Source organism: Actinomadura meyerae, assembly GCF_900188445.1.
Taxonomy (GTDB): domain Bacteria; phylum Actinomycetota; class Actinomycetes; order Streptosporangiales; family Streptosporangiaceae; genus Spirillospora; species Spirillospora meyerae.
The window spans coordinates 63,722-79,437 of record NZ_FZOR01000043.1; the positions used below are offsets into that span (position 1 = coordinate 63,722).

At 70.1% G+C, this 15,716-nt stretch carries 18 protein-coding genes; 8 read left to right on the forward strand and 10 right to left on the reverse strand.

Annotation, left to right across the window (positions count from 1 at the left end):
• The first annotated feature begins 120 nt into the window (after positions 1 to 120).
• Positions 121 to 600, forward strand: coding sequence for a DUF5994 family protein (locus tag CHF16_RS32285; protein WP_281259425.1), 480 nt, complete (start codon positions 121 to 123; stop codon positions 598 to 600).
• A gap of 94 nt (positions 601 to 694) precedes the next feature.
• Here the strand turns inward: CHF16_RS32285 and CHF16_RS32290 are convergent, their stop codons facing one another.
• Positions 695 to 2,404 (reverse strand): SpoIIE family protein phosphatase, encoded by a 1,710-nt coding sequence (locus tag CHF16_RS32290; RefSeq protein WP_179271809.1) that lies wholly within the window; start codon positions 2,402 to 2,404, stop codon positions 695 to 697.
• A 464-nt stretch (positions 2,405 to 2,868) separates the two neighbouring features.
• Here CHF16_RS32290 and CHF16_RS32295 point away from each other — a divergent pair, with 464 nt between their 5' ends.
• Complete coding sequence (locus CHF16_RS32295; protein WP_179271810.1) at positions 2,869 to 3,276, forward strand: STAS domain-containing protein; 408 nt, start codon at positions 2,869 to 2,871, stop codon at positions 3,274 to 3,276.
• A gap of 101 nt (positions 3,277 to 3,377) precedes the next feature.
• The gene (locus CHF16_RS32300) at positions 3,378 to 3,983 is read left to right on the forward strand and encodes a GAF domain-containing protein (RefSeq protein ID WP_089329953.1); all 606 of its coding nucleotides are present in this window, start codon (positions 3,378 to 3,380) and stop codon (positions 3,981 to 3,983) included.
• On the opposite strand, the gene CHF16_RS32305 is transcribed toward CHF16_RS32300, so the two are convergent.
• The 3 genes from CHF16_RS32305 to CHF16_RS32315 all read right to left on the reverse strand — a co-directional run bounded on the left by CHF16_RS32305 (position 3,949) and on the right by CHF16_RS32315 (position 4,943).
• Entirely contained in the window at positions 3,949 to 4,134 is a 186-nt protein-coding gene (locus CHF16_RS32305) for a hypothetical protein (RefSeq protein WP_089329954.1), read from the reverse strand. The two genes, CHF16_RS32300 and CHF16_RS32305, sit on opposite strands and share 35 nt — an antisense overlap.
• Positions 4,135 to 4,453: 319 nt before the next feature.
• A complete protein-coding gene (locus CHF16_RS32310; protein WP_089329955.1) occupies positions 4,454 to 4,642 on the reverse strand; it encodes a type 2 periplasmic-binding domain-containing protein in 189 nt (62 codons plus the stop codon).
• Positions 4,643 to 4,646: 4 nt separating this feature from the next.
• Complete coding sequence (locus CHF16_RS32315) at positions 4,647 to 4,943, reverse strand: hypothetical protein (protein ID WP_138635671.1); 297 nt, start codon at positions 4,941 to 4,943, stop codon at positions 4,647 to 4,649.
• Positions 4,944 to 5,129: 186 nt separating this feature from the next.
• Between CHF16_RS32315 and CHF16_RS32320 the strand changes: the two genes are divergently transcribed.
• Complete coding sequence (locus CHF16_RS32320) at positions 5,130 to 6,368, forward strand: PP2C family protein-serine/threonine phosphatase (RefSeq protein WP_245869623.1); 1,239 nt, start codon at positions 5,130 to 5,132, stop codon at positions 6,366 to 6,368.
• Positions 6,369 to 6,544: 176 nt separating this feature from the next.
• Here CHF16_RS32320 and CHF16_RS32325 read toward each other — a convergent pair whose 3' ends face one another.
• From CHF16_RS32325 to CHF16_RS32335, 3 genes are read right to left on the reverse strand one after another with little or no spacing between them, the layout of a single operon-like run.
• The gene (locus tag CHF16_RS32325; RefSeq protein ID WP_171068916.1) at positions 6,545 to 6,943 is read right to left on the reverse strand and encodes an STAS domain-containing protein; all 399 of its coding nucleotides are present in this window, start codon (positions 6,941 to 6,943) and stop codon (positions 6,545 to 6,547) included.
• Positions 6,944 to 7,001: 58 nt separating this feature from the next.
• Entirely contained in the window at positions 7,002 to 7,583 is a 582-nt protein-coding gene (locus tag CHF16_RS32330; RefSeq protein WP_089329958.1) for a DUF5994 family protein, read from the reverse strand.
• Between the two features lie 47 nt (positions 7,584 to 7,630).
• Entirely contained in the window at positions 7,631 to 8,005 is a 375-nt protein-coding gene (locus tag CHF16_RS32335) for a LapA family protein (RefSeq protein WP_089329959.1), read from the reverse strand.
• A gap of 515 nt (positions 8,006 to 8,520) precedes the next feature.
• Between CHF16_RS32335 and CHF16_RS32340 the strand changes: the two genes are divergently transcribed.
• Entirely contained in the window at positions 8,521 to 8,760 is a 240-nt protein-coding gene (locus CHF16_RS32340; protein ID WP_218826947.1) for a hypothetical protein, read from the forward strand.
• A gap of 44 nt (positions 8,761 to 8,804) precedes the next feature.
• Here CHF16_RS32340 and CHF16_RS32345 read toward each other — a convergent pair whose 3' ends face one another.
• Positions 8,805 to 9,773 carry a YihY/virulence factor BrkB family protein gene (locus tag CHF16_RS32345; protein ID WP_143228200.1) on the reverse strand — a complete coding sequence of 323 codons (969 nt, stop codon included), beginning with the start codon at positions 9,771 to 9,773 and terminating at the stop codon, positions 8,805 to 8,807.
• Between the two features lie 577 nt (positions 9,774 to 10,350).
• Between CHF16_RS32345 and CHF16_RS40575 the strand changes: the two genes are divergently transcribed.
• Complete coding sequence (locus CHF16_RS40575; RefSeq protein WP_179271811.1) at positions 10,351 to 10,728, forward strand: STAS domain-containing protein; 378 nt, start codon at positions 10,351 to 10,353, stop codon at positions 10,726 to 10,728.
• Between the two features lie 102 nt (positions 10,729 to 10,830).
• Here the strand turns inward: CHF16_RS40575 and CHF16_RS32355 are convergent, their stop codons facing one another.
• Both CHF16_RS32355 and CHF16_RS32360 read right to left on the reverse strand, forming a co-directional pair.
• Positions 10,831 to 11,598, reverse strand: a complete 768-nt coding sequence (locus CHF16_RS32355) for a GAF and ANTAR domain-containing protein (RefSeq protein ID WP_089329962.1) — start codon at positions 11,596 to 11,598, stop codon at positions 10,831 to 10,833.
• 102 nt (positions 11,599 to 11,700) lie between these two features.
• Entirely contained in the window at positions 11,701 to 12,444 is a 744-nt protein-coding gene (locus CHF16_RS32360; RefSeq protein ID WP_089329963.1) for a GAF domain-containing protein, read from the reverse strand.
• 287 nt (positions 12,445 to 12,731) lie between these two features.
• Between CHF16_RS32360 and CHF16_RS32365 the strand changes: the two genes are divergently transcribed.
• Both CHF16_RS32365 and CHF16_RS39790 read left to right on the forward strand, forming a co-directional pair.
• A complete protein-coding gene (locus tag CHF16_RS32365; protein ID WP_245869625.1) occupies positions 12,732 to 13,826 on the forward strand; it encodes a fatty acid desaturase family protein in 1,095 nt (364 codons plus the stop codon).
• 815 nt (positions 13,827 to 14,641) lie between these two features.
• Positions 14,642 to 15,559, forward strand: coding sequence for a hypothetical protein (locus tag CHF16_RS39790; RefSeq protein ID WP_143228201.1), 918 nt, complete (start codon positions 14,642 to 14,644; stop codon positions 15,557 to 15,559).
• Positions 15,560 to 15,716 lie beyond the last annotated feature (157 nt).

A 15,716-nucleotide genomic window follows, 5' to 3' on the forward strand; every position in this document is an offset into this window, starting at 1 on the left:
GGCTCCCGGCGACGTAGTGTGGTACTTGCCGAGGGCATCTCGTGCGCAGGCCGCATTGCCGGCGCCGTCCTCGGTGATGTACTGCCCGGCCCTCGACAGGCCGAGATTGGGGCCTCCGACATGGCCCACAGCGTCCCGCTCGCGGACCCCGCCGCCGCGCCCCCGGCGCCCCTGCTTCCATCTCCGGCGGCGCCGCGGTTGCGGTTGACGCCGGGCGGCGCTGGACGCGGGGTCATGGACGGCGGCTGGTGGCCCCGGTCCCGCGACGCCGCGGCTGAACTCACCGCATTGGTGACCGCCCTGGCCGGGCGGTCGGGCATGACCGCCAGCCGCTTGATCATCGACGTGGGCGACTGGGACCGCGTGCCGCTTCGCATCGCGGTCCTGGGCCGGGAGATCGGAGTGGGCCGGCTTCCCCGCCTCGACCACATGGTCGCGGTCGCCTGCGGCCGTGCGGAGCCGCTCTTGCTTCTGGTCGTGCCGCCCGAGGCGCACCCGGCCTCGGCGCAGGCGGCTCTGGCCAGGGCGTCCGCCGGGGCGGGCTTCGCACTGCCGGAGGAGATCCTGGCCTCCTGCGACATTTCCACCGCCCGCCCCTGAGCCGCCGCTCCCACGACGCCCCATCGCCCGACCGTTCCGCGGCCCCGGCTTCTGGCCCTGCGGCCCGGTAGCGGCGTACACGTGCCCGCGGCCGTCAGCCGGGGATGCGGAGGGCGAGGAGCGCGACGTCGTCCTCGCCGCTGGGCTCTATGCGCTCCAGGAGCTGGTCGCACAGGTCGGGCAGGGGAAGCTGGGCCAGGTGGGAACCGTGGCGGCGGAGGCTGGTGAGGCGGTCGGACAGGTCGGTGTCGCGGGTCTCGACGAGGCCGTCGGTGTAGAGCAGCAGTGTGGACAGGGGTGGAAGGACACGAGCGCCGTCGGGACGAGTCCCGGTGAGGTCGGGGTCGCCCAGGAGCATTCCGTGCTCGTCCAGGAAATGCGTGCCGCCGTCATCGGTGATCAGGAGCGGCGGTGGATGGCCGGCGTTGCACCAGCGCAGCCGCCACCGTCCGCCGGGGGCCTCGTCGATGCGGCCGAACACGCCGGTGGCCAGGTCGGCGTCGCTGACGCCGGCCATGACGCCGTCCAAGCGGGCCAGCACGGTGCTGGGCGGCGCGGTCGTGTCCCAGGCCAGGGCCCGGAGCATGTTGCGAACCTGGGCCATGCGCGCCGCGGCCTGCAGGTCGTGGCCCACGATGTCCCCGATGACCACTCCGATGGCGCCACCGGGCAGCGTGAAGGCGTCGTACCAGTCGCCGCCCACCCAGCTGACTCGGGCCGCGGGCACATACCGGGCCTCCAGCCGCAGCTCGCCCGGCTGCGGCAGAGGGGTGAGGAGGTTGCGCTGCATCGCCTCAGCGGTGTTGCGCTGCTCGGCGTACAGGCGGGCGTTGGCCAGGACAAGGCCGGTGCGGCGCGCGACGTCCTCGACGACGAGCCGGTCGTTCGGCCCGTAGCCGTGCCCTGGGCGGGAGTAGCCCAGTGTCAGCGCGCCGTAGGTCTCACCTCGGGCGGCCAGCGGGGCGATGATCGCGCTCTGGGCGTCCATGACCTGGAAGAGTTCGCGCTGGGCGGCGTCCAGCGGTTCGTCGGAGCGCACGTCGGCCTCGCCGCTGACCACGACCGCCGCGCCACCCCGCAGCACCTGGGCCAGCGGTCCCCGCGGCACGCGCGGGAGCGGCGGAAGCGGCCCCTCAAGCCCGGCGATGTCGGCGGCGGACAGTTCGTGGTGCGTCGCGGCCACCCGCTCCACGCGGCCGTCGCGAACCAGCAGATCGACCTCGGCCCAGTCCCCCAGCTGGGGAACCACGAGCCGCACCAGCCGCCGCAGTGCCTCCTGCTCGTTCAGCGTGGACGACAGCACCGTCGTGATCTCGGCGACCAGCCGCAACCGGGAATTGGCCCGCTGCACCCGGGCCATCTGCTCGCGCCGCTCGCGCTCGATCTCGACCCGGTCGGCGGCGTCCTGAAAGACGATGACCAGCCCGCCCACCGCCCCGTCCGCAGGCCCGGTCCGGCCCGGGTCCCCGGTGTAGATCGGCGCCGACGACCAGGAGCACATCATCAGCCGCCCGTCCCGGTGGGCGAACCGCTGGCCGTCCCCCTGATCGGGAACGCCGGTGCGCAACCCGCGCATGAGGCGGCAGTCCTTTTCAGGAGGGACGTGCCCGTCGGCGTCCCGGTGCAGAAGCCGGTGCATCGGCCTGCCCAGCACTTCGTCGCGTGTGTAGCCGAGCAGTTCCCGGGCGCGCGGGTTCCACGCCGTGATCCGGCCGTGCTCGTCGGTCGCCAGGACCCCGGAGTTCATCGCCTCCACCAAGCGGTCATGAATGGCGCCCGGCCGATCGTCCACCTGCCCGGTCATGCTCATCCCCTCGATCGGACACCAGACCCATTCCCCTCGGCACATCCCGGACACTCCACGCGCGAGCCGTCCATCGGATCCGCCCACCGGGATCCGGGCGTCCCGGACGAGCCCGGCCGGGCCCGGCATCGCTGACCCGCCCCCGTCCAACGGACGCGACCCGCCCGCGGCCGCACTCGTCGGCGGGCAATTCAGGCCGGCCGAAGCCGGCGCTTCAGAGCGATACGCCGTCCCTGCGCCTTTCATCGTTCTCGCCCCGGGCGCGGATCAGGAGCGCCCAGAGGAGTCCTCGAGCGTCCAGGCTCGTCTCTGAAGCCGGGGTCAGTCGGAGCCTCACACACAGCGCGATGGCAAGGCAAGCGCGTAGACTCACGGTGACGAGGGTCTTCTCGATGCGGGCGGCCAAGCCCGCATCCCCTGGTTTCTCCATACTCGGGCGCTTCAGCCCAGACAGGTCCGGCGCCATGACGCCGCAACACCACCTCGTCCAAACGGCCGACCATTCCGCCGAACCCGTCGACCTGACCCTTGAACGGCTCAACGAGCGCACCGTCATCGCCATAAGCGGCGAACTCGACGCGACCTCGACCCCGTTCCTGCGTGAACGCCTGTACGCCGCGCTGCGGGACTGCGGCGCGCACGTGACCGTCGACCTGTCGGACGTGACGTCCTGCGACGCGTCCGGACTGGCGATGCTCGTCGGTGCACGCCGCCGGGCCGAAGCGACCGGCACCGCCTTGACCCTCGCCCGCCCCCGCCCACAGCCGGCCGATCTGCTGCGGGCCACCGGACTGCACCGCGTGTTCATGGTCGGTTCCTCCGCCACCGACGCCCAGGACGCGACCCCGGACATCCGGTCGACCGCGGCCTGACCGGGCGCAGGCGCCCGCACGCACCGAACCGGGCCGCGGCCAGTGCGGATCTGCGGCCCGCGACATCAAGGCCCGGCCAGCGAAGAGAGCGGGATGACGACATGACCGGCGACGAACTACCGGCGACCGTCTGGGGCCCAGCGGGCATGTCCCGGGGCGCGGCCGACCGGCGGCGGCTGACCGCCTCGTTCGACCTGATGGCGGCGGTCCTGAACGGGACCGCCCTGCCCAGCCTGCTGAAGCTCGTGGCCGAGCGGGCCCGTTCCATGGCGGGCGTTCCACTGGCATTCATCGCCCTGCCGGCCGAAGAGGCCCATACCCTGCGGATCGATGTCGTGGTCGGTGTCGGCAGCGACCGGATACGCGGGCTGACGGTCCGGCGCGGGCGGTCGATGCTCGGCCGGGCGTTCAGCGCCCGCCGGGCCCTGTCGGCGCGAATCGTCACCGATCAGACGCTCAGCGCCCTACCGGCCGGGCCGATCCTGATCCTGCCGCTCGACAACGGCGAGGCCACCCACGGGGTCCTCGCCGTCCTCGCGCGGCCGAACGCCGAGCCGTTCAGCCCCTCCACCGCCCGCCAACTACTGCTGTTCGCCGACACCGCCGCCCGCCTGGTCCAACTCGCCGAAGACCGACGCACAACCACCCGGCCAGACAGCCCGTGCGCACCCATCATCGCCCTCCGCCCCCCACCCCCGCGAAGATGACACGACCAGGCGGAAACCCGGCCCGGGCCTCGTCCTGCCGCCCGCGATGGGCTTCGAGCACGGGGTCCGGCCCGGAATCGACCGGAATCACGTCTTCGCCCGCGTCGGACTCGGGGTCCCCGTCCTCGATCTCCCGGTAGGTGATCTTCACGCGGCTCTCCCCGGACGATCAGCGACGCCGCTGCCAGGTCGAGACCCAGCCGCATAGCCCCGCACACCTCCCCGCGTTCGCCGCCCCCGGAAGCCACCGAGTGGAACGTTCCAGCCGCGCCGCCGGTTCCCGCTCAGAGCCGGTCTGCCACGCGGTGACGCGTGCTCCACACCGGCGCCTTGGGGCGCTTTCCCGTTCTGAACTCAAGAAGCACCAGGTACCGTGCCGTGGATTCCCAGGCGCCGTCCTCCTGACGCAGCTTCCTCCGCCGAGCGCGAGGACGTCTGCGCGCAGCGTGCTCAGAACGGCGAGCCGCCGATCACCGGACTCTGCCCTCCCCCGCCGTGCCCTGGTGCACTGTGGCTGTGAAGCCGGCGGCGCGGCATATCCCGACGGTGGACTGGTTGAACTCCGGAGCCGTCATCTCCTCGGCCGGCAGCGGCGGCTCGCGGACGAGGGCATCGACCGGGACGGCGTCCAGGCCGGCGAACCGGTGCCCGCGCGGCATGCCCCTAGAGGGGTTCGCTGGTCCAGCTCCAGACGCCTCCTTCATATCGCGGGCGGACGAGTTGCCCGCCGCTGGAGTCGGCGAGCTGGGCGACGGTCTGGATCAGCCGGCGGTGGAAGTCGTCGGGCGGGCGGGCGTCGGACGAGCCCTCCAGCAGGGTCACACTGACCTTGGCGTCGTCGCGCAGCTGCGCGGTCAGCCGTCCGGTCCCGTCCAGCCGGAGCATCACGATCGCATCGGCGCGGACCATGTCATGCCCCCCGCCGGCCTCGATCCAGACCTGGTGCATCGTCCCGCTCACCGGCCCCATCTCCTCGGCTCAGGCTGTCCGTCAGCCCCTTACCACCCACCATAAAGGGCCCGGGATCACGTCGTCACAGGCTGACGCCCCTCCCGCCACGATCGCGCGGCCGCCCGGCCCCTCACCACTCTGCACATTGTCAGGCACTTGGAGTTACCACCGGTGTCGGAGGGCACATAGACGGCTGTGGGGGAACTGAGCGGGCCCGGGGACGCGGTCGACCGCAGCGAAGGCTTCGGCGAGCGGCTGCTGGGCCAGTTGCTGGACCGGGCGCACGAGATGCCGCCGCAGCTCATCGCCCCCCTGGTTGCCGAGGAGATACGCGCGATCGGCGGCCGGGACGTCTCGATCCTGCTGCAGGACTACGCCCAGCTCTGTCTGGTGCCGCTGCCGGGCAGGGGCCTCACCGACGGCGAACCGCTGCCGCTGGAGGAGTCTGCGGCCGGGCGCGCGTTCCTGTCGGAGACCACCGTCGAGCAGCCGCAGGACGACGGAGTGCGGATGTTCCTGCCGCTGCTGGACGGCAGCGACGAGATCGGCGTGATGGCCCTGACCCTCGACGGCGTCGACGACAACGACCGTCGGCTGCTGCGGCGACTCGCGGGCCTGGTCGCCGACATGCTGGTCACCAAGAACAACTACACCGACCAGTTCCTGCGGGCGCGACGACGCAAGCCGATGAGCGTGTCCGCGGAGATCCAGTGGTCGCTGCTGCCCCCACTCACCATGACCACGCCGCAGGTCGCCGTCGCCGGAATCCTGGAACCCGCCTACGACGTCGCCGGCGACAGCCTCGACTACGCCCTCAACGACAACGTCCTGCACCTGGCCATGATCGACGCGATGGGGCACGGCCTCAACGCCGCGGTGCTGGCCACCGTTGCCGTGGGCGCCTACCGGCACGCCAGACGCGCCCAGCCCGGCCTCGCCGAACTGTACGCATTCATGGACACCGCCATCGACGACCAGTTCGGCCCCGACCACTTCGTCACCGCGCAGATGATGCGCCTCGACATCGGCACCGGCCACCTGGAATGGGTCAACGCCGGCCACCCCGCCCCGATGCTGATCCGCGACCACCGCGTCATCGGCGCCCTGGAAGGCCCCGGCACCCTGCCCGTCGGCTTCGGCGGCTCGAAACCCCAGATCAACACCCGGCAACTGCGCCGCGGCGACCGCGTCCTGGCCTACACCGACGGCCTCGTCGAAGAGCACACCACCGGCGGGGCACTGTTCGGCGAGGACCGCCTGATCGCCACCATCGAACGCGTCGGACCCGCCAGCGCGAGCGTCCAGCAGATGGTGCGCGACCTCTCCCACACCCTCATGCGCGAACGAGGCGGGATCACCAGCGACGACGCCACCCTCTTCCTCATCGAATGGCGCGGCGGCACCGCCGACCACCTCACCCGACCACTCTTGTGACCGAAAGATCCCGGGCCGGCCGGGTCGACCGAGCGCCCAGCACGATGTGGTTCCTTGCCCTCGGCCGCGTCAGGAGAGGAAGACGACCGCCGCGATGAGCGCACAGACGAGGGCGACCGCAATGGCCATGCCGCCGACGAGACCCCTCATCAGCCGCAGATATTCGTCCTTCATGGTCATCGGGCAGGCGCTTCCGAGAGCGAATCCGGATCGGGGTAGACGGCGAGTGCGCGGTCGAGCGCGGTGGCGCGGAGCAGCGCGGCGACCTGAGGGCGGAGGGCGACGAGCCGGAGGGTGATGCCGAGTACGGCGGCGCGGCGCCGGATGCCGACCAGTACGGCCAATCCGGCCGCGTCGGCGGACGCCACCTCCCCCAGGTCGAGGATCAGCAGGCGGCCGCTGCGCCGCAACGCGCCGATCAGGTGCTCGCGCAACGCTGGAGCCGCGGCGCCGTCCAGGGCGCCCGACAACGCGACGATGGTGTGGCCGGGGCGCTGGCGGGCGGGCGTCCTCACCTCATCGGGGGCCCGGGCCAGAGCTCGGGCAGGACGCGGGATGGTGATGAGAGCGGTCATGGCGATCTCCGATCGCAGATGGTCCATAGTGCCGGGCGGCCCGGGGCAGCGGGCCGGATCAACGTGCCGCGGACTGTTCTCGGAGCCGCCCGCCCTCGGACTCCCAGGCGCACTCCGAGCCGTCCGGGGGGCCGGCCCGGCGGTTCGCCCGGCCGGGTGGTGAGGCGAGGGCGACCAGCAGGTCAGGGGTGTGCAGGACGTTGTGAGGGTCGGACGCCAACTCCATCGACGCCTCGGCCTCGTCCCGGGGCGTGGCGGCCGGGACGGTGAACAGGTCCACGCGCCGGCCGTCGGCGTGGATCGCGGTCAGCAGCCCCGAGGGCAGGGAGTCGAACCAGCTCAGCCGCACCACCCGGGTGTCGGCCGGGCCGTCGATGCGCAACCGGCGGGGACGGCTGTCCCAGTCGTCCGCCCGGAGCAGGACGTGAGTGATGGGGCGGTGGTCGTCGATGGGGCCGTGGTCCTGCAGTGCCAGGATCAGGCCCGGCAGTTCCGCGACCGGGTCGGCCGACCGGGGCCACCAGCCGCCGTCCAGCACAGTCCGCGCCGAGCCGGGAGGGGCCGAGGGGCGCAGCAGCAGCCGCGGCGTCGAGGGCGGTGACAAGCTGATCGTGGTGCGGCGTTCGGCGGTGGTCCACATGGCGGGCGCCTTCCTCGGTTTCCGATCGGTGCGGCGGCTGGGGGTGCTCAGCGGAGGCGCTTGCGGGTCAGCGGGCGCAGTTGCGTGAGGCGGGCGGCTCCCAGGATCAGGGTGATCGCGATCCCGGCGGCCATGGCGGCCATGAGCACGATCGCCAGCGGCAGGGCGCCGCTCAGCCCGGCGAACGAGACCCGCACATCGCCGGTGTTGCTCACCACGAGCACCATGAAGAGGACCGAGATGGCCGCGACGGCCCACAGCTCTGACCACACCACGCTGGTGCGGACCGCCGTCACCGTCCGCTGCGCGGGCGTCGGCTCGCGCCGATCGGGGAGGACTCCGGGGTCAGGTGGGTTGAGCCGGGACGCTGAACCGGTCTGCCCAGCGCGCCCGTTGATGTGCGGCCTGTACGAGATCTGCATGACTCCCCCTCTCAGGGGGCGGCCGGCGTGGCAGATCAACCCTCAGAACAGGATGTCGCCGTTTGCCGGATACTTTTATTCTACTCGACTAATTGCCGATATGCGGAAAACGCAGATAGTTTCCGAGCGCTTCACTCACGCATCGCAACCGGCAGCGCCGGGGGCGAGAAACCCACCTCCCATTTCTGCTGTTTTCCGGTCGAGGCGACGGGCTATCGGCGCGAGTGATGAGTTATGCATGGATTGACTGTGTCCGTCCCCGGGGCGTCGCGCTTCGCTGGACATGGCCGGCCCGCACTGCCCGGGGGAGGTCGGGCCGGACGCGCCAGGGCCGTCTACTCCTCCCCGAGCGGGCGGCCCTGGACGAGCGGACCGTCGAGCCCGGTGTAAGGAGCCATGATGATCCGACTGGCCGACATCCGGGAATGGCGCACCCAGACCGCCCTCGACTCTGGCGAAACTAGATCGGCACACTGGAGTCCGTTCACGTCGACACCAGCACCGACGAGGCCGCCATGGCCACCGTGCGGATCGGCATGCCCACCCGCCACCGATTGACCTTCGTTCCGCTGGACGGTGCGACCGCCGGGCCCGGCTACGTCCGGGTCGCCCACGACAAGGTGCTGGTCAAGCACTGCCCGGCGATCGGCACCGATGACGTCCTGCCCGCCGAGGACGAGGAGGCAGTCTTCCGGCACTCCGGGCTGGACTACCGGTCCGGCACCGGCGGCGAACGCCGGATCGCCCGCCGCTGACGCGGCCTGGCGCGGGGGCTGCCCGGCGCGCGGGGGCCCGGAGGTCACTCCGCGTCGTCGCGTCGAGGCGGGTCGAACTCCACGTCGACGTTCTCGAAGCCTTTGTGACGTTCGGTCTCGGCGTAGGAGGTGTAGGCGCGCCGGTCCCCGGCGGTCAGCTCGACGTTGTCGGTGAAGGGCGTCAGCAGGCTGCGGGGCCACAACCGCCGCTCGCGGACGACGTTGATCTCGGCGCTCAGCACGAAGGTGGCCGCGCCCAGATAGATCCACGTCAGCAGGCCGAGGACGATGCCGAACATGCCGTAGGTGGCGCTGGCGCCGGTGAGCATGTGGCCGAGCAGGAACGCGCCGCCCCACTGAATGATCTGCCATACCAGCGCCGCGGTGACCGCTCCTGTCCGGACCTGCGCGATGGTGAGCCGCCGGGCGGTCAGCACCCGGAACGCGACGGTGAACAGCACGACGTTGACGGCGACGGCCACCAGGATCGCCGCCGCCCGCACACCGGCGCCGGCACCGAAGACGCCACCGGATGCGGTCACCGCCGACAGCAGCGCGGTCACCAGGATCACCGCGCCGCCGACCGCCAGCAGCGCCAAGCTGCGCACCCTGGCGGCGATCGGGTTGGGCCGGGAGTTGCGCGGCACTCCCCACATCTTGTTCAAGGCGTTCTGCGTGGCCTGTACGACGCCCAGGCCGCCGTAGAGGCTGCCTACGACACCCGTGGCCAGAGCCAGGATGCTGCCGTGGAAGGAATGGATGTTCGCGCCGATCTGGTCCCCGAGGACCGGGAACTGCGCGAGCGCCGAATCCAGTACGCTTTGCTGCAGCCCCGGGTTGCCCTCCAGCGCGAACCCCAGCGCGGTGACAAGAAGCAGCAGCAGCGGAAACAGCGACACGAACCCGTAATAGGTGATCAATGCCGTGAGATACGCGCCCTGGTCGTCCACGAACTTGTACACCACCGCCAGCGGCAGACCCGCCCAGCGATGCCGCCTCTGATAGGCGTCCATCCGGCCGACCACTCCCACACGGCCCTTCTTCCCCCATCAGCGCGCGCCCAACGCTCGACCGCCGGTCCGGGCGAGCGGCCGCCTCCTGCCCTCACCGGCCTCCCCGAGATCCCGGCACTGCCGACCGGCGGCATCCGGCGTGATTTCCGGCATCGCGGTCACTCCCGTCCCTTCCTCGGCGTGCGCGGACGAGTTCAGGCACGAGCACGGCTGCCGGTCGATCGCCGTGCGCGAGTACGCGTTTTCTCCGTCCCGGCGCGGTCCTCCCACCGCCTCTCCTTACCTGCCACGGGCCGGAAAGGTGCGGACACGACCACAGGGTTAGACCGCAACTTGTGGGCGGCCTATGCTGCGTGTGACGGCGGTAGCCGTCTGTCGGGCCGCTCCAGACCCTGGCGGCGTAAATGCGTACGCTCCAGGGAGGGCTGCCATGACGGCGTTCGAATCCTCGCCCCCATCCTCGGTTCCACGGGAAACACGGGCGATTCCGGACACCGCGGCCGACGACCGCGTCCGAGCCGGGGCGCAGGTCAGTCTCCGGCGGACGGACGTGGAGTGCGGTGCCGGGTCGACCGCGATGCTGCTGGCCCTCGCCGGCGAGATCGACGCTTCCAACAGCGACTGGCTGGCCGTCCGGCTCAGCACCATGATCACCAGCGCGTCCGCCGGCCACGCCGGCGCCGCCCCGAGCAGCGGCGTGGTCATCGACCTCACCCGCCTCAGGTTCTGCGACGCCGGTGGCATCACGGCACTGGTCAAGGCTTTCAAGCACGCCCGCGATCAGCGGCTGGCCCTGAGCCTGGCCGGAGCCGCAGGGCGGGTCGACCGCGTTCTTCGCATTACCGGCATCGACGACGTCATCGCCCTGCATCCGGAGCCGGCGGACGCGTTGGCGGCGCTGCGCCGACGTGACGACCGGACGGCGCAGCGTCCGGAAGGCGCCCCCGACGGCTGACCTGCCCAGCGCTCCGTCCGTGTGGAGGCATCCGCCGCGGTGGCCGCCGAGCGGGCCGGCGTTCCGCGTGCTCGTCGCCGCCTCGCCGTCACCGTTCCGCGGTCAACCGTTGTCGACGGGGCGGCCGGGATCGTGCTGCCGGTGCAGGAAGCCCGCCACGGCGGGCTCGTCGTCGATGACGGCCTGTGCGAGGTCGGCGAGTTTGCGGTTGGTGTTGCGGGCCTGGGCGCGCAGAGCGGCGAAGGCCTGATCGAGTGAGGTCTGGTGGCGTTCGGCGAGCATGCCCTTGGCCTGCTCGATGATCACACGGCTGTTGAGCGCGATCTGCAGTTGCTGGGACAGCAGTTGATGTTCGCGGGCCGCGCGTTCGCCCAGGATGCCGATGGTGGCCACGTCGGCCATCGCCTGCCCCAGCGACTGGACCGTGGTCGCCTCGTCGACGGCCAGGACCGTAGAGGGGGCGGTGAACAGGTTCATCGCGCCGATGATCCGCTCTCGCATCCGCATCGGCAGCGCCACCACCCCGCCGTAACCGGCGTCGAGGGCCGCGGCGCTGAACAGCGGCCACCGGGAGGCCTCGGCGGCCAGGTCGGCGACCCTGACGGGCCGGCCGGTGGCGAAGCAGTCCAGGCAGGGGCCCTGCCGGGACTGGAGCTGGAACAACTCCAGCAGCCGGGTCTGTTCGCTGGAGGCCGCGATCACCTGCAGCTCGTCGGCCTGGTCGGTGAGCAGGATCCCGGCCGCCTCGACCTCCAGCAGTTCCACGCAGCGCTCCGCCAGCCGGTGCAGGAACTCGATGAGATCGAAATCGACCACCAGGGTGTCGGCCAGCTCGACGAACACCTCAGCGAGTCGTTGTTGCTGTGGCATGGCTGCTCAATCCATTTCCTCGGCCCAGTGGCTGGGGGGTTCCTGTCGTGTGACGTCGTCTCTCGTAGACCACAGTGATCATCGTGTCGATCCATCGTGTCGTCAGCCCTCGGGAAGATCGTCGGGGTGGAACCGCAACCGGCGGTCCACCACCTGGCGGGCCAGCCCGGCCAGCGGGACACCGTCGGTGAAGGCGCGGGCGCGCAGCGCCGCGAACGCGTCCTGCAGACCGACGCCCAGCTGCACGGCGACCATCCCGGTCGCCTGATACACCTCGATCCTGCCCTCACCCGGCCCGCCCAGCGGCCACACCCCCTGATCCGAGGCCGCACCGTCCGGCGAGGTCCAGCCCGCGGTCAGCATCACCGCCACCGCCGTCCGGCACAGCGTCACGGCGTCGGCGACCTGCTCCGCGGTCAGCGGTCCCGGCCTGACCCTGTACATGGTGAGGGTGCCCAGCCGGATCGCCCCCACCTGCAGCGGGAAGGCGAACATCGCCCGTACTCCGGCCGCGGTGGCCACCGGCGCGAACACCGGCCACCGGGAGGCGACGGCCGGCGAGGAGACATCGGCGACCAGCACCTGGCCTCCAAGGGCACCGGCCTCGATGCCGGGACCTTCCCCCAGGGTGAACTGCTGCTCCTCCAAGAACGCGGCCACCGCGTCGGTGGCGTGCGCCCGCTGCCGCCGGTCCGGCCGGGTCGCCACCGACACCGCCGCCCCGTCCACCTCTACCGCCGCCACGGCCGCCTGGCACACGTGCGCGGGCGACACCGTCTCTCCGTCCGCGCACCCGGCGACCAACGCCCACAACCGGGCCGCCCGCGCCTCGCCCGCCGTCGGCATCGCCGCTCACCGCCCACTGTCCGAAGCGACCGGATGGCCACACCTCGGCCCCAGCGTCCCACAGCCTCCCGAACAGCGTCGACGGGCGCCGAACACCGGCAGCCATCGTGGTTCACGCCGGTGACGGCCAACGGCACCCGGGCTTACCGGCCCACGGCCGCCCGGCGATCAGCTCTGCCGATAAGCCCTGCTCAGATCGCCTGTGTCGGCATCCCAGGCCAGCAGGTTCCACTGGAAGTGATGGGCGTGCCCTCTGGGGAATGCTCGCCCGAATGGAAGAAGACAGTGTGACCACAAGCGCGACCACGGACGCTCCGACCCCCGGTGGTGCCCCCGCCCGGGGCCGTGGCGAAGCGGTTCCGCGGGGCAGCGACTACGCGCTGCTGTCCCGCGAGGTGAAGCGGGCCGGGCTGCTGACCCGGCGGCCGGGCTACTACACAGTCAAGATCGTCTCAAATCTCGTCCTGCTGGCGGCCGGTTGGGCGGCCTTCGCGCTGATCGGGCCGTCCTGGTGGCAACTGGCGGTGGCGGCGTTCCTGGCAGTCGCCTTCACCCAGACCGCCTTCCTCGGGCATGACGCGGGCCACCAGCAGATATCCGGCTCCAAGCGGGTGAACGAGCTGCTGGGGCGGCTGCACGGCAACCTGCTGGTCGGGCTCAGCTACGGGTGGTGGATCTCCAAGCACAACCGGCATCACGCCCACCCCAATCAGGTCGACCGCGATCCCGACATCGCGACCGGAGCACTCACCTTCACCCGCGAGAGCGCTCGGGCCCGGCACGGCCCCGGCGCCTGGCTGGCCCGGCACCAGGCATGGCTGTTCTTCCCGATGCTGCTGCTGGAAGGGTTCCACCTGCATCTCGCGGGGGCCCGCGCCCTGCTCGGCCGCACGGCCACCGCGCGCGGGCCGGGCAGGGCCCGCTTGGCCGAGGGCGGTCTGCTGCTCGCCCACATCGGCGGATATCTCACCGCCCTGTTCTGGGTACTCCCTCCACTGCAAGCCATAGGCTTCCTCCTCCTCCAGCAGGGCCTGTTCGGCCTGTACCTAGGCTGTTCTTTCGCCCCCAACCACAAGGGCATGCCGATGCTCGGCAGGAACGACAAGACCGACTTCCTGCGCCGGCAGATCCTGACCGCGCGCAACATCCGCGGTGGCCGGATCACCGATTTCGCGCTCGGCGGGCTGAACTACCAGATCGAGCACCACCTGTTCCCGTCCATGCCGCGGCCCAACCTGCGCCGCGCGCAGACGCTGGTGCGCACCTTCAGCGAACGCCACGGCATCGCCTATTGCGAGACCGGTCTCCTCCAGTCCTACGCGCAGGCGCTGCGCCATCTCCATGCCGTCGGCGGGCCGTTGCGTCCCGAACTGGAGTACTGACCCCGCCGGCCAGTCACCGGAACCTTGCGTGACCGGACCCGGTCACTCCATCGACACGCGGTCACGGAATCGGGAAGGGGAATGGAATTGTTAGGCGGGCGTTGGGCGGGGTGGAGGGTGGAGCCGGTCCATAGCAGATCCCGTACTTGGTTCGAACCGACACGGGAAGACTGGTCGCCGCCCCGCTTGAGACAAGGCGGTAGGTGAGCCATGTGCGGTTGGTGTATGTCGTCGCCACCGACTCACGCCCCGCCATGATCATCCGGTCGTGAACCGGGACGGGATCGTAAGTTGACAACGGTGGGTGATGGGGTTGTAGGTGCAGCCATGCGCGCACGGCCCTGTGCCGTGGCGCCGTCACAGGGCCGGCTCAGATCGGCTAGCCATTACATCTTCCGAGGATTACGCCTGCTCATCGGCATTGCTGGCGAAGGTTCGCGCCTTGGAGCACCCGGTCGGCATCGCTGCTAGCGGCGGTGAGTCCTCGGCGAGGAATGCCCGCGCGGCCCACTCCCGGCGATACCGCACCGGCGCAAGCCAGTGGCTCTGCCAACGGGATGGTCCTTCTGAGCGATAGAGACCGGGATCGGCAGAGTCACGATCGCCGCCCTCTGCCAGCGTCCCAACCTGTCATCCGCAGACCGGTTCCCGGGCAGCACGCGCTGCCTGCCGCTCGTTCAGATGCGTGCTAGCTGGCCCACCCGTACCCGAGGCTCACTTCCCGACCTGATACGTCATCCCGCAGACAAGACAAAGAACTCCCTCTACAGTTGGCAGCCGCATAGGCACGGAGAGAGATCGGACAGGTGGCTAACTTGGACATCAACCCGGCGAACAAAAGTTCACAAGGCCCGTCATCACCAAGCGCCACCCTGCGTCGACTCCCAGGGAAGGCGCGGCCGCAGACGGAAGCACTTCGCGAATATCAGGAATTCAACTCTAGACTTCGCGATCGCATTCCTGCACCTCTCTGGGCCTTCTTTGCCCCGGATCCCGAAGAATTTTATCGCTGGCGCATTCAGCTTACCTGTGATTGCATCAAGGAGGTCCTAACCAAGGGTCCTGACGATCTCCCATCACAGATTCGGTGGCCCGAGGGCGTTTACGGCGCTCGACTACCGGCGGGGCAAATTGTATGCACGGAACATAAAAACGAGCCGCCTCCATATCGCGATATCATAAACTGGAAAGATCGGAGGGAACATACATTTCCAGCAGACCCCGTCGATCCTCCTGATGATATGTACGACCCGCAGGTCTGGGCAGTTATCCGACACAATGAACCGCATACATCAGCATTCTGGAGGGTAGAACTTTCCTGTGGTCATGTCAGCGAAGTCTGCACTGATTCATCATGGAATCCAGCCGATGGTCCACGTCTTGCCGACCCGGAGAGACTGCGGAAAATGGTCGCTGATTTTGAATCTTCCCCAACTCTACAGGTCCAGGATGATCAAGGAATCCACGAGCACATGAGGCGAATGCTTGACCTGGGCTGGCCGACTCCCCAACCGGACACAACTTGCCACGCCTGCGTCAGCGTACGCTACATCGTTGCTTACCAGCGCGTCGGCTGGCTGATTCCAAAGAAGGCAGAACCCAAGAAGCCGAAGCCACCTTCCCGCACTAGCCTACAAAGGCGTTTGAAACAAAAGGAAGCCGAAGCTGAACAGCTGCGGAGCGAGCTGGCACGGCTCGATGCGGAAAGCTCTGAGTCCAAGGAGGCCCCATGACTCGTAGTCCAAGTTGCGCGGACGCTCGATCATACGAGTCGGCCGGCGGGCCTTCCCTGCAGTGACCCTTTTTCATCCTCGGGTGACCTCGTAGTTCTGTAGGACGGCGATGGCCTTGACCAGGTGGCCGGCCTTGCTGGGGCTGCAGCGGAGCTTG